13 protein-coding genes are annotated in these 12,633 nt (G+C 74.3%); 6 read left to right on the plus strand and 7 right to left on the minus strand.

Annotated elements, in window-relative coordinates:
- Positions 1-38: 38 nt before the first annotated feature.
- The gene (locus BS73_RS17935) at positions 39-905 is read left to right on the plus strand and encodes a class II fructose-bisphosphate aldolase (protein WP_037573742.1); all 867 of its coding nucleotides are present in this window, start codon (positions 39-41) and stop codon (positions 903-905) included.
- On the opposite strand, the gene BS73_RS17940 is transcribed toward BS73_RS17935, so the two are convergent.
- Both BS73_RS17940 and BS73_RS17945 read right to left on the minus strand, forming a co-directional pair.
- Complete coding sequence (locus BS73_RS17940; RefSeq protein WP_037573745.1) at positions 906-1,886, minus strand: CBM35 domain-containing protein; 981 nt, start codon at positions 1,884-1,886, stop codon at positions 906-908.
- A gap of 90 nt (positions 1,887-1,976) precedes the next feature.
- Complete coding sequence (locus BS73_RS17945; protein WP_037573748.1) at positions 1,977-3,767, minus strand: diguanylate cyclase domain-containing protein; 1,791 nt, start codon at positions 3,765-3,767, stop codon at positions 1,977-1,979.
- A 332-nt stretch (positions 3,768-4,099) separates the two neighbouring features.
- Here BS73_RS17945 and BS73_RS17950 point away from each other — a divergent pair, with 332 nt between their 5' ends.
- On the plus strand, positions 4,100-4,666 hold the full coding sequence (locus BS73_RS17950) for a flavin reductase family protein (protein ID WP_037573751.1): 567 nt from the start codon (positions 4,100-4,102) through the stop codon (positions 4,664-4,666).
- A gap of 287 nt (positions 4,667-4,953) precedes the next feature.
- Here BS73_RS17950 and arfB read toward each other — a convergent pair whose 3' ends face one another.
- Entirely contained in the window at positions 4,954-5,391 is a 438-nt protein-coding gene (gene arfB, locus BS73_RS17955; protein WP_037573754.1) for an alternative ribosome rescue aminoacyl-tRNA hydrolase ArfB, read from the minus strand.
- 78 nt (positions 5,392-5,469) lie between these two features.
- Between arfB and BS73_RS17960 the strand changes: the two genes are divergently transcribed.
- The 3 genes from BS73_RS17960 to BS73_RS34775 all read left to right on the plus strand — a co-directional run bounded on the left by BS73_RS17960 (position 5,470) and on the right by BS73_RS34775 (position 7,663).
- Positions 5,470-5,958: a hypothetical protein gene (locus BS73_RS17960; RefSeq protein ID WP_037573757.1), complete on the plus strand. Its 489-nt coding sequence runs from the start codon at positions 5,470-5,472 to the stop codon at positions 5,956-5,958.
- 78 nt (positions 5,959-6,036) lie between these two features.
- Positions 6,037-7,062 (plus strand): EamA family transporter, encoded by a 1,026-nt coding sequence (locus BS73_RS17965; RefSeq protein WP_084704740.1) that lies wholly within the window; start codon positions 6,037-6,039, stop codon positions 7,060-7,062.
- 40 nt (positions 7,063-7,102) lie between these two features.
- Positions 7,103-7,663 carry an STAS domain-containing protein gene (locus tag BS73_RS34775; RefSeq protein WP_152617643.1) on the plus strand — a complete coding sequence of 187 codons (561 nt, stop codon included), beginning with the start codon at positions 7,103-7,105 and terminating at the stop codon, positions 7,661-7,663.
- Positions 7,664-7,782: 119 nt separating this feature from the next.
- On the opposite strand, the gene BS73_RS17975 is transcribed toward BS73_RS34775, so the two are convergent.
- Positions 7,783-8,634, minus strand: coding sequence for a class I SAM-dependent methyltransferase (locus BS73_RS17975; protein WP_037573760.1), 852 nt, complete (start codon positions 8,632-8,634; stop codon positions 7,783-7,785).
- A 41-nt stretch (positions 8,635-8,675) separates the two neighbouring features.
- Here BS73_RS17975 and BS73_RS17980 point away from each other — a divergent pair, with 41 nt between their 5' ends.
- Positions 8,676-9,281 (plus strand): TetR/AcrR family transcriptional regulator, encoded by a 606-nt coding sequence (locus BS73_RS17980; RefSeq protein WP_037573763.1) that lies wholly within the window; start codon positions 8,676-8,678, stop codon positions 9,279-9,281.
- On the opposite strand, the gene BS73_RS17985 is transcribed toward BS73_RS17980, so the two are convergent.
- The 3 genes from BS73_RS17985 to BS73_RS17995 form a co-directional block, all read right to left on the minus strand.
- Positions 9,265-10,308 (minus strand): LLM class F420-dependent oxidoreductase, encoded by a 1,044-nt coding sequence (locus tag BS73_RS17985; protein ID WP_037573766.1) that lies wholly within the window; start codon positions 10,306-10,308, stop codon positions 9,265-9,267. The two genes, BS73_RS17980 and BS73_RS17985, sit on opposite strands and share 17 nt — an antisense overlap.
- A complete protein-coding gene (locus tag BS73_RS17990; protein WP_037573769.1) occupies positions 10,308-11,546 on the minus strand; it encodes a CaiB/BaiF CoA transferase family protein in 1,239 nt (412 codons plus the stop codon). Before BS73_RS17990 ends, BS73_RS17985 begins: the two co-directional genes overlap by 1 nt.
- A gap of 120 nt (positions 11,547-11,666) precedes the next feature.
- Positions 11,667-12,617, minus strand: a complete 951-nt coding sequence (locus tag BS73_RS17995; RefSeq protein WP_037573773.1) for an oxygenase MpaB family protein — start codon at positions 12,615-12,617, stop codon at positions 11,667-11,669.
- Positions 12,618-12,633: the final 16 nt, after the last annotated feature.

The raw sequence follows: 12,633 nt of genomic DNA on the forward strand, positions 1-12,633 counted from the left end.
AACCGACTGCTCGTCACGACCCTTGGGGGGAACGACAGATGACGCTGGCCACCACCGGGGAGCTGGTCGCGGCGGCACGTGCGGACGGGCGCGGGCTGCCCGCGTTCAACGTGATCACCCTGGAGCACGCGGAGGCGATCGCCGCCGGCGCCGAGGCGGCCGGCTCTCCGGCGGTCCTGCAGATCAGCCAGAACGCGGTCCGCTTCCACGGCGACCGGCTGCTGCCGCTGGCCCGTGCGGCGGCAGCGGTCGCCGAGTCGGCGGAGGTGCCGCTGGCGCTCCATCTGGACCATGTCGAGGACGCCGGGCTGCTGCGGTCCTCCGCGGAGGCCGGCTTCTCCTCGGCGATGTTCGACGCCTCGGCGCTGCTGTACGACGGGAACGTCGCCGCCACCCGGGAGGCGGCGGACTGGGCGCACCGTCAGGGACTGTGGCTGGAGGCCGAGTTGGGCCGGGTCGGCGGCAAGCCCGGGGACGCCCACACCCCCGGCGTGCGGACCGATCCGGCCGAGGCCGCCGCGTATGTCGCGGCCACCGGGGTGGACGCGCTGGCGGTGGCGGTGGGCAGCTCGCACGCGATGACCGAGCGGACCGCCGTGCTGGACCGCGAGCTGATCGGCCGGCTGCGCGCGGCCGTCCCGGTCCCGCTGGTGCTCCACGGCTCCTCGGGCGTCCCGGACGAGGAGCTGACCGGGGCGGTGGCCGCCGGGATGACGAAGATCAACATCGGCACGGCGCTGAACACGGCCTTCAGCGCCGAGGTCCGCGCCTACCTGGCCGAGCATCCCTCGGTGGTGGACCCGCGGCGGTACCTCGCGCCCGGGCGGGACGCGATGGCGGACACCGTCCGCCGGCTCAGCTCCGTGGTGGCCTCGGTGCCGTCCCCGCGGGAGCCGGCCGACTGATCACCAGCCCCAGCCGCCGTCCGGGGAGCCGCTGGTGTTCAGCGCGAACTGGTCCAGGTTGACGTTGCCCTGGCCGGCGCCGGAGGAGAGGACGATGGTGTTCTGGCCGCTGTTCAGCTGGACCCCGGCCCAGGAGCGGTACCAGGCCTGCGCCCAGTCGCTGGAGTGGGACCAGTTGCTGAGGTCGATCGGCTTGGAGTTGGCCTTGCCGTTCACCGTCACCGTCAGCCCGCTGTCCTTGCCGGCGTTCGCGTAGCGCACCCACAGGTGGTAGAAGCCGGCCTTGGGGACGTTGACCTGCCAGCTCACCGAGGAGCCCGCGGGCATGGTCTCGACGAACTTGCCGTCCTTGGACTTGGCTCCGGCGTGATCGTTGTTGGTGGTCAGCCCAGGGCTGAGGACCAGGGTGTCGGCGTCCACCACGCCCGGCAGCGGGGCGTTGGCCGGGGCGCTCGGCGAGGCGGTGTCGTTGGACTGCCCCGTGGTCGCGCTGCTGCTGGAACCCGCGCCGGCGTTGCCGTGGGAGTCGCCGTTGTTGTTGAAGACCGCGATACCGATGCCGATCACGATCGCGGCGACCACCGCGGCCGCGCCGATCATCACCCCGCGCCCGCCGCCCGGCCCGCGCCGCCCGCTGCCGCGCCCGGCCGAGCGGCCGTGGCCGCCGCCGGGCGGCTGCTGCGCCTGCTGCTGCGGGACCTGGCCGCCGTACGGGCCGGCCGGAGGCTGCTGCTGGTACCCGGGGGCCTGCTGCTGATAGCCGGGGGCCTGCTGCTGGTAAGGAGCGGCCCCGTACGGCGCCGAGGCTCCGTAGGTGGTGCGTCCGACCTGCGCCGTGCCCGCGAAGGAACGCCTCGGGACGCCCTGCTGGCGGGTGGGCGCCTCGGAGCCGTCGCCCGAGGCACCGGATTCGCCGTCCGGACGGTAGAGGTAGCCGAACGGGTCGTCATCCTCGGGCAGACCGTTGTGATCGGCTGTCATCGAGATGTCACTCCCCAAATCTGGCACGGGTACCCCGCGTACCCTACCTCCTACGGGTGAGCGCTCAGGCGCGCCCAGCGCGAGGGCACCCTATCCCGCGCGCCGGTGGGAGCGGCCGCCCGAACGCGAGCGCTTCTCGACGTACATGAGTTCGTCGGCGGTGTGCAGCACCTCGTCGATGCTCATTCCGCAGCCCGCCCAGCCGATGCCCATCGACACCCCGACCCGGACCGTGCGGCCCTCGATCCGGATCGGCGGCACCACGGCGGTGCGCAGCCGGCCCGCGAGGTCCTTGGCCTGCTCCTGGTCCAGGCCGTCCGCGAGGACCACGAACTCGTCGCCGCCCAGCCGGGCGACCGTGTCGTGCTCGCGCACCGCGTGCTGGAGCCGGCGGGCCACCTCGATCAGCACGATGTCGCCGGCGTTGTGGCCGAAGCGGTCGTTGATCGACTTGAAGCCGTCCAGATCGCAGAAGAGGACGGCGAGGCCGCGGCCCCGGCCGCCGGGGTTCCGCGGGTCCTGCTGGTTCGGCGGGACGGCGTGGACGTGGTCGTAGCCGACGCTGGAGTCGAAGTCGAAGGCGTTGAGGTCGTAGCCGTGGCCGCGGGGCGGGGTGTCGCCGGCGATCCAGGCCTCCAGCCCCTCGTGGCGGGCGCTGGAGGAGGCGCCGGCGATGCCCGGCGTCCCGCCGAGTCCGGGGCCGCCGGCCGCGAAGTCGCGCATGGCCGGGCCGGTCGGGGCGTCCGGGCGGGCGCACAGCCGCAGGCTGAGCCGGTTGCGCAGCTCGGCGCCGTTCGGCAGCCCGGTGAGCGCGTCATGGCTGGCCCGGTGGGCGAGCTGGAGCTCGTGGCGCTTGCGCTCCTCGATGTCCTCGACGTGGGTGAGCAGGAAGCGCGGGCCCTCGGAGGCGTCCGCGACGACCGAGTTGCGCAAAGAGACCCAGAGGTAGGCGCCGTCCCGGCGGGCCAGCCGGAGCTCGGCCCGGCCGCCCTCGGCGGAGGTGCGCTCCAGCAGGGCGCGGTCCTCCGGGTGCACCAGGTCGGCGAAGGACTGCCGGCGGAGGGAGGAGCGGGAGCGGCCCAGCAGCCGGCACAGGGCGTCGTTGACGCGGGTCAGCATGGACCGCTGGTCGCCGTGGAGCTCGGTGATCGCCATCCCGCTGGGCGCGTACTCGAAGGCCTGGCGGAAGCTTTCCTCACTGGCCCGGAGCGCCTGCTGCTCCTGCTCCAGGCGGGCCAGGGCGCGCTGCATCTCGGCGCGCAGGCGGGCGTTGTTGATGGCTATCGACGCCTGGAGGGAGAACATCTCCAGCGCCTCGCGCACCCAGGTGCCGGGGCGCCTGCCGTTGCGCGGGCGGTCCACGGAGAGGACGCCGAGGAGCTCCCGGCCGGGGCTGAACATCGGGGCGAAGAGGCTGTCCTCGGGATGCCAGGCGTGCTCGTCGCCGCTCCAGGACTGGCCGCCGACCACCTTGGGGATGTCGGGCTCCCAGGCCCAGGACCGCTCGTGCGGGACGAAGATCAGGTCGCCCCACTGCTCGCCGATGCTCAGCAGCCGCTCCCAGGAGGCGCGGGTGCCGGTCTGGCCGAGGATCGAGCCGATGCCGATCGACGAGTCGGCGGGGACCGAGGAGGATCCGGAGGCGTCGCCGTAGTCGGCGAGCGGCCCGCTGGTCCGCTCGAAGACGGCGGAGACCACCAGATCGCCGTCCGGCCGCACCAGATTGACCGCGGCGGCGTCGAAACCCAGCCCGTTCACCGCCCCCTCGACCACCGCCTGCAGCGTGTCGGCCAGGCTGCGGGCCGCGTTCAGTTCGGCGATGATCCGGTGAAGGGTGCGCAGGGTGGCGAGGCGGACGTACGGCTCCGACTCCGTCTCCATGTACGCACTCCCCTCCCTGCCCGGGCGGCGGAACCACCGCGGCCGGTTGTTGAATGCTCGCCTAAAAATGCTCCCCCCGCTGGCACAACCCACTGAATCACAGCGAGCACATCGCCCGGCACGCTGGGTCAGCAGAAGTTGTACCCTTGTGAGTCAAATCACACCACCGGCAACACGGGACGACCCGAGCATCTCCTCGATTCCCGGACAGAGTACGGCATATGACGCCAACTCAGGTCCTGTTCCGGGCGTTACACGGGACCGTGGTCCCGGTCGGAGATCGGTCCGAGGGCCGATGCGCGCTCCGCGGTGGCGAAGATACGGTTCATCACGTGTACGACGCCGCGCAGACCCAGCCCCAGACCCAGCCCCGGACCGAGAGCGAGCCGGAAGCCGAAGTCTCCCCCGAGGACTTCCGGGCCGCTCTCGGACGGCTCGCCTCGGGAGTGGTGCTGGTCACCGCCCACGACGAGGAGGACGGGCCGCGCGGCGAGGACATCGGGATGACCGCGACCGCGTTCATGTCGGTCTCCCTGGAGCCCCCGCTGGTGCTGATCTCGCTGCGGCAGGACTCCCGGATGGACGAGGCGCTCAGCCGGATCGACCACTGGGCGGTCTCCATCCTCTCCGAGAGCCAGCGCCATATCGCCGGGCGCTTCGCCATGAAGGGGCGGGTCAGCGACCGCCTCCTCTTCGAGGACATCCCGTACCGCCGGGGCGAGGCGAGCGGCGCGCCGCTGGTGGGCGGTGCCCTGGCCACCATCGAATGCCGCACCCACGAGCGGATGCCGGCAGGCGACCACAACCTCCTGGTAGGCCGCGTCCTCCACGCCACCATCCCCAGCCCCGAGGGCACCCCCCTCCTCCACTTCCGCTCCCGCTACCGCGGCCTCGGCTGAACAGCGCCGAAGGCGCAAAAAGGGGGCCTGGGGAACTGCGCGGCCCGCCGACCGCCCAGCACAGCGCCGAAGGCGCAAAAAAGGGGCGCGGGGAACTGCGCGGCCCGCCCACCACAGCGCCGCACACGGCAACGGCCACCCAGCTGCAACCCAGACGCCGCAGCGCCGAAGGCGCAAAAAGGGGGCGCGGGGAACTGCGCGGCCCGCCCGCCGCAGCGCCGCACACGGCAACGGCCACCCAGCTGCAACCCAGACCCCGAATCGGCGCGCCCGCCGACACCGCGGGCTCAGTCCGGATAGCGGCCGGACCGGGAGCGCTTCACGTCGCTGCGGTGCCGCTTCGCGGCCAAGCGGCGCTCCTTCGCCCCGCGGGACGGCCGCGTCGCGCGCCGCGCGCGCGGCGGCGGGGCCACCGCCTCCGTCAGCAGCGCGCCCAGCCGCACCGCCGCGGCCTCCCGGTTCCGCCACTGCGACCGATGCTCGGAGGCCCGGACCGCGACCACGCCCCCGTCGATCAGCCGATCGGCCAGCCGCTCCAGCGCCCGCTCCCGCCACACCGGCGGCAGCGCCGCCGACGCCGCCAGGTCGTACCGCAGCTCCACCGCCGAGTCGGAGGTGTTGACATGCTGCCCGCCCGGCCCCGACGCGCGCGAGAACCGCCAGGCCAGCTCGGCCTCGGGGATGACGACGGTGCCGCGTACGCGCACGGCCATGGGATCGGGCATACCCCCAATGATCCCCGTACGGCCCGGCGAAATCCACGGCGTTTCCGGGGGCCGATCCGCGGCTGGTCTAATGATCGGGTGCTGGAAATCGGCTACTCGCTCTCGCTCCGCTTCCCGGATCCTCCGCAGACGGACTACCGCTCGGCGGACGTCCGCTCGCTGCGGCACGACCTCTTCTCCGGGGACGTCTACCTCGCCGTGGACGAGGACGAGCTCGCCACCTCCTGGCGCTGGGTCCCGGTGCTGGACTTCGCCTGGGCGCTCTGCGACACCGTCGAACTGCTGGACCGCGACCCCGCCGGCGCCCGCGCCGCCCGCGAGCAGTACGCCGAGATCGACTTCACCGAGTCCGCCGACCGGCTGCGCTTCTCCCGCCGGTTCGGCCACGTCGAGATCTCCGCGGACTGGCTTCCGGACGCCCGCCCCCTCGTCGTCCGGCACGCCGAACTCCGGCGCGAGGCCCGGGACTTCCTCCACGACCTGATCGCCGACCTGGTCGACCTCCACGAGGACCTCGCGGACAACCCGGCGATCTGGACCCTCCGCTCCCGCTTCCCCCGGAGCTGAACCGATCCGGCCCCCCGGGCCGGATGTGACCCCCGGCACACGCCACCCTCGTTCGACCCCGTACAGAATGTCCGCATGATGAGGACGTCTGCCCCGGGAAGGTCCGCCGGTATCGCGGTGGCGCTGGTGTCGGCGGTGGCCTTCGGCGGCTCGGGGGTCGCCGCGAAGCCGCTGCTGGACGCCGGAGTCCCGCCGTTCGACATGGTGTGGCTGCGGGTGGCGGGGGCGGCCCTGGTGCTGCTGCCGGTGGCGGCCCGGCACGCCTGGGTGGTGCGGCGGCGCCCCAGGGTGCTGGTCGGCTTCGGACTGCTGGGCATCGCCGGCGTCCAGACCTGCTACTTCTCGGCCATCTCGGACATCCCGGTGGGGGTGGCCCTGCTGCTGGAGTACCTGGCGCCGCCGCTGATCCTCGGCTGGGTGCGGTTCGTCCAGCGCAAGCCGGTGACCCGGGCGGCGGCCCTGGGCGCGGTGGTCGCGGTGGCCGGGCTGGCCTGCGTGGTGGAGGTCTGGGCGGGGCTGGGCGGGCTGCGGCCGGTCGGGGTGCTGCTCGGCCTCGGCGCGGCCTGCTGCCAGGTCGGGTACTTCCTCTTCTCCGAGGCGGCCTCGGACCCCGGGGCGGACGGCCGGACGGTGCCGCCGCTGGCGCTGACCGCGTGGGGGATGATTTTCGGTGCCGTGGTGATGACCGCGCTGGCCAGGCCGTGGGGGTTGCACTGGGCGGTGCTCGGCCGGACGGTGCCGATGGGCGGGCTGCACGCGCCCGCGTGGCTGCTGCTGGCCTGGGTGGTGCTGATCGCCACCGTGCTGGCGTACCTGACCGGGATCGCCGCGATCGGGATGCTCTCCCCCGCCGTGGCCGGGGTGGTGGCCTGCCTGGAGGCGGTGGTGGCCGCGGTCGGCTCGTGGATCATGCTGGACCAGCGGCTGGCCCTGCCGCAGGTGGTCGGCGGGCTGCTGGTGCTCACCGGCGCGCTGATCGCCCAGAGCGGCCCCAACTCCGGTACGCGTCAAGGGGATTGGGCGAACGCCGAGGCGGTGGACCGATTCGGAAGCGGAATACCCGATTCGATTGACAGCGCCCCCGCTCCTCGTCACCATCGTTAGCCGCCGAGGCCAGTCGGCGCGCCTCCGGGAGAGCAGGGACATGACGACCGATCACCTCACCGCCGCCCAGCCCGCCGGGCACGAGTCCCGGCTGCGGCTCTACGGCGTGGGTGACGGGCGTACCGAACTCGTCGTACTGGAAGGCGAGTTGGACATGGGCTCGACCGAGGCGGCGGACCGCGCGGTGGATGCCGCGCTGAGCCGGCGGCCCGAGGCGCTGGTGCTCGACCTCCAGCTCCTCGAGTTCTGCGACTGCTCGGGGCTGAGGTCGCTGCTGCGGGCCGAGGAGCTGGCCCGGGAGGCGGGCGTCCGGCTGCGGCTGCTGACGCCGACGGTCCAGGTCGCGCGGCTCTTACGGCTGGCCGACTGCGGGGAGCTGCTCGCCTCCTTCGACGCGCCTGCCGACGAGCCCCTCGAAGGGCCTCCCGGGGAGCCCCCCGGCGCCCCGCTCGAACGGCCTCCCGGGGAACTCCCCGACAGCCCGCTCGAAGGGCCTCCCGGGGAGCCCCCCGGCGCCTCGCCCCAAGCGCCTCCCGAGGAGCCCCCCGGCGGGCCTCCGACTCCGGGGACGGCGCGGGAGGAGCGCCCCCCGCGCCGCTGAGCGCCCCTGCGCCGCCGAGCCGGGCTCCCGCGCACCGCTGCGCTGAGCGCCCCCGCGCCGCCGAGCCGGGCTCCCCCGCGCCGCTGGGCCGAGCGCCCCGCGCCGCCGAGCCGAGCGCCTCAGTCGCCGGCCACCCGGGCGGCAACCGCCGCCGCCGTGTACCCCAGGGTGAAGGAGCCGCCCATCGCGTCGACCGCCTCGCCCACGGCCGCCAGCAGCGCGTCCAGCTGCTCGGGCGGGAAGCGGTTGAAGCCGCCGAAGGTCGGCACCTGGTCCAGCCACTCGTCGCGGGTGTACTCCCGCTCCCAGTCGTGCCGCCACTCCTGCGGCTCCTCGAAGGCACCGGACTCGCGGATGCCGTTCGCCGCGATGTCCACCATCCGCTGGTAGACGTCGGCGCCGGGCAGCGCCTGGAACCCCTCGGGGAGCCCGGTCAGCGTCCGGCGGTAGGCCGCGGTGAAGGCCTGCTGCACCTCCTCCGAGGCCCGGAAGACGTTCCAGAACACCACCAGCCGGCCGGCCGGCCGCCGCAGCGCCTCCGCGGCGCGTGCCGCCCCGGCCACCGGGTCCACCCAGTGCCAGGCCTGTCCGGCGACCACCGCGTCGAACCGCCGGCCGGCCGGGTCCCACTCCTCGATGGTGGAGACCTCCACCTCGGTGCCCCGCGCCCGGGCGAACTCGGCCATCCGGGCGTCGGGTTCGACCCCGAGCACCCGGCAACCGGCGGACTGCAGCAGCCTTGAGGCGATCCCGGTCCCGCAGCCGACGTCGAGCACGGTGGGCCGCCCGCCGTCCGCGCTGGTGTCGGCCGCCGCGGTGATCCGGGCGATCAGCCGCTGCGGGTATCCGGGCCGGGTCCGGTCGTACCGGGCCGCGTTGGCCCCGAAGCCCTCGGCCGTCTCGCGGGCCTTGTGCGGCTCGGCCCCTGACGGATACTTGCCTGTCGAACCTTCCGAAGATGTAGTGGGCATGCGCCCACTCTAGACCCCGACGCCCCCCAGGAGGTCGTGGAGTGCCCACCGGGACAGCCCTGCGGGACCCCCGCACGCAGCTCTTCGCCGCGGCCGAGCGGATCCTGCTCGACTCCGGACCCAACGCCCTGACCAGCCGTGCCGTCACCACCGAGGCCGGCTGCGCCAAAGGCGTGCTGCACCGGCACTTCGCGGATTTCGACGACTTCCTCGCCGCCCTGGTCCGGGACCGGATCGGCTGGCTGGAGGCGCGGGGACGCACCCTGAGCGGGCGGATCGGCCTCGGCGGGATCGCGGAGAACCTCGCGGACACCCTCGACGAGGTCTTCACCCCGCTGGTGGCGGCCGAGGTCGGCCTGGTGATCGCTCGGGACGGCCTGCGCGCCCGGCTGCGCGAGCTAGTGCCGCGCGGGCTGCCGCTGCTCGCCGAGGCGACCCGGATCGTCCGGCACTACCTCGCGGCCGAGCAGGAGACCGGCCGGCTCGCCCCGGAGGCCGATCCGGCCGTGCTGGCCCCCACCCTGATCGGCGCCGCGCACCTCCTCTACGCCGACCGCGAGTCGCCGCGGCCGGACGCGGCGGCCCTCCGCCGCACCGTGGACGCGGTGCTGGCGGGGGCCGGCGCCGCCGCTACACCCAGTTCCTGACCTGCTCGACGACCTTCGCCGGCTCCGGGCCGACCGGGTTGATGTTCAGCGTGGTCACCCCGGCCGCGCGGTAGGCCTCGATCCGGTCGCGGACGTAGCCGGCCGGGCCGACCATCGTCATCTGCTCCACGAACTCGGCCGGGACCGCCGCCTCGGCCTCCTTCTTCCGGCCGGAGAGGTAGAGGTCCTGGATCAGCGCGGCCTCCTTCTCGTAGCCGTAGGCCCGGGCGATGTTGTTGTAGAAGTTCTTGCCGCGGGCGCCCATCCCGCCCACGTACAGGGCGATCTGAGGCCGCGCCAGGTCACGGGTGCGGCGGATCTCGTCCTCGTCCTCGAGGACCGCGACCAGTCCGCCCGCGGTGATCCGCAGCGGTCCGAGCTCGGCGGGGCGCTTGGCCCTCCCCTCGGCGAGCGCCTCGCCCCAGACCCGGTCCGCCTTCTCCGGCAGGAAGAGGGTGGGGATCCAGCCGTCCGCGATCTCCGCGGTCATCCGGACGTTCGCCGGGCCGAGGGCGGCGATCCAGATCGGCACCGCGTCCCGGACCGGATGAGTGAGGATCTTCAGCGGCTTGCCGAGGCTGCCGCCCTTCTCGGGCGGCAGCGGCATGTCGTAGAGGCCGTGGTGCTCGATGACCTCGCGCCGGAGTATCCGCCGGACCAGGTCCACCACCTCGCGGGTCCGCCCCAGCGGCCGGTCGTACGGGAGGCCGTGCCAGCCCTCGATGACCTGCGGCCCCGAGGTGCCGAGGCCGAGGATGAAGCGGCCGCCGGAGATCGCGTCCAGGCCGGCTGCGGTCTGCCCGAGCAGCGCGGGGGTGCGGGAGTAGATGTTGACGATCGCCGAGCCGAGCTTGACCCGGGAGGTGCGGGCGGCCAGGTAGCCGAGGACGCTGACCGCGTCGAAGCCGTAGGCCTCGGCGACCCAGATGGTGTCCAGACCGGCCTTCTCCAGGTCGGCCGCCTGGTCCGCGGCGGTCCTGGCGTCGGCTGCGTACGGCAGGTTCGCGGCGAGTTCGAGGGCGGCCATCAGGCGTCCTTCCCGGAGTCGGTGGAGTCGGTGGATGCGGCGGAGCCGGCGGAGTCGGTTGATGCGGCGGCCCCGGCGGTCCCGCCGGATGCGGCGGAGCCGGAGGAGCCGGCGGTGAGGCCCGGCACGCCCCAGTCCCGGGCGACCTCCGCGCCGTGCTCGCCGGGGGCGGCGGGCGGCAGCCGGAGGGCGCCGGGGGTCTCGGAGAAGCGGGGGGCGGGCGCCGGCTGGAGGACGCCGTCCTCGGGGGTGAGATAGGTGCCCCGGGCGGCCATATGCGGATGCCCGGCGGCCTGACGGAGTCTCAGCACCGGTGCGACGCAGGCGTCCGTCCCCTCGAAGACGGCGGACCACTCCTCACGGGTACGGGTGCCGAAGCGGGCGGCGATCCGCTCGCGCAGCTCGGGCCAGCGGGAGTGGTCGTGCTGCCCGGGGGCGTCCGGGCCGAGGCCGAGCAGCTCGGCGAACTCGGCGTAGAACTGCGGCTCCAGGGCGCCGACCGCCATGTACTCGCCGTCCGCGGTGCGGTAGACGCCGTAGTAGGGGGCGCCTCCGTCCAGGAGGTTGACGCCGCGCCGGTCCTGCCAGGCGCCGGAGCCCAGGAGGCCCATCAGCATCGAGGTGAGGTGGACCGAGCCGTCCACGATGGCCGCGTCGACGACCTGGCCCCGCCCGGTGGAGCGGGCGTGCACCAGCCCGGCCAGCAGGCCGACCACCAGGTAGAGCGAACCGCCCGCGTAGTCGCCGAGGAGGTTGGCGGGGATCGCGGGCGGACCGTCCTCCTGGCCGATCATGCCGAGGACGCCGGCGGTGGCGAGGTAGCCGATGTCGTGCCCGGCGCGGTCGGCGAGCGGGCCCTCCTGGCCCCAGCCGGTCATCCGGCCGTAGACCAGGGCGGGGTTGCGGGCCAGGCAGTCGGCCGGGCCGACGCCGAGCCGCTCGGTCACCCCGGGGCGGTAGCCCTCGATCAGCAGGTCCGCGCGCTCGACCAGGTCGAGGACGAGACCGGGGCCCTCGGGGGACTTGAGGTCGATCACCACCGAGCGCTTGTTCCGGTTGCTGACGTCGGCCCCCGGCTTCGCCGTGCCGACCGGCGAGGGTCTCGGCCGGTCGACCCGGACCACGTCGGCGCCGAGGTCGCCGAGCAGCATGGCGGCGAACGGGCCGGGCCCGATGCCGGCGAGCTCCACGACCCGCACGCCGGAGAGTGGGCCCTGCTGTGCCGAGGACGGTGTCACATCTGCCTCCCGCGCTGCACGCTGCGTCGGCTCGGACGCTAGCTGAACGAACGTCCGATCGACAAGAGCCACCCGGCCGGCGCGCCCTCATCGACAAGAGCGAACCGGCCCGCGCGCCCCTCAGCCGCCGTCCCGCCCGGCGGGCCGGTACCGCTCCGGAACGTAGTGGGTCGGCTCGCCCCGGCGCGCCCGCGGCGGCAGGTACTTCTCCGGCGTCTCCGGGGGCGGCACCGCCTCCCCCCGCGCCCGCGCCCAACCGGCCCGCGCCCGCGGGTGGTAGCGCAGCCGGAACGGCACCAGCCGCCACACCCCCGCGACCACCCGCCCCAGCAGCCACAGCAGCACCGCGTCCCGCCGCGTCCACCGGTACCCGAGCCGCTGCCGCACCGGCTCCGGCCACAGCCCCACCGCGAGCCAGGCCATCGGCGCCGTCGCCGGCCGCCGCAGCACCGCCCACACCGCGTCCGGCAGCCGGCGGAGCGACGGCGGCGGGCCGAGCCGGCTGACGTCCAGGACCGCCCGGGTCGCCCGGTTGTCCTCCAGCACCTCCCGGCACATCCGGTCGAAGTACTCCTCGAACCCGGCCCAGGTCCGCGGCGCCGCCCGGTCGCTGACGCCGTACAGCCGGTACCAGCGCAGCGCCTCCTGGTAGTAGGCCTCCTTCTGCTCCGGCGTCAGCGGCCGGTCGAAGTGGTCGGTGATCAGCACCGGCAGCATCACGAAGGTGGCGTGCGCCCAGAACCAGGTCTCCGGCTCCAGCGCGCTGTAGCGGCGGCCCTCGGCGTCGACGCCCTTCACCGTCCGGTGGTAGTCCCGCACCTGATGCGCCGTCCGCCGGGCGCCTGGCCCGTCGTACACCACGCCGCCGATCGGGTACAGCGAGCGGAACAGCCGCTCCCAGCGCTCCTCGAAGAACCGCGAGTGCTGCTCGACCCCGGCGCCGAGACCGGGGTGCATGTTCTGCATCGAGCCGGCCCACAGCGCCAGCGGCAGCGACCTCCAGTCCCCGAAGTACCGCCAGGTGATGGTCTCCGGGCCGAGCGGCTCGGGTCCGCGCTCCTCCGACGGCACAACGGCCTCCCTGGAT

The sequence above is a fragment of the Phaeacidiphilus oryzae TH49 genome, from assembly GCF_000744815.1.
Lineage (GTDB): Bacteria > Actinomycetota > Actinomycetes > Streptomycetales > Streptomycetaceae > Phaeacidiphilus > Phaeacidiphilus oryzae.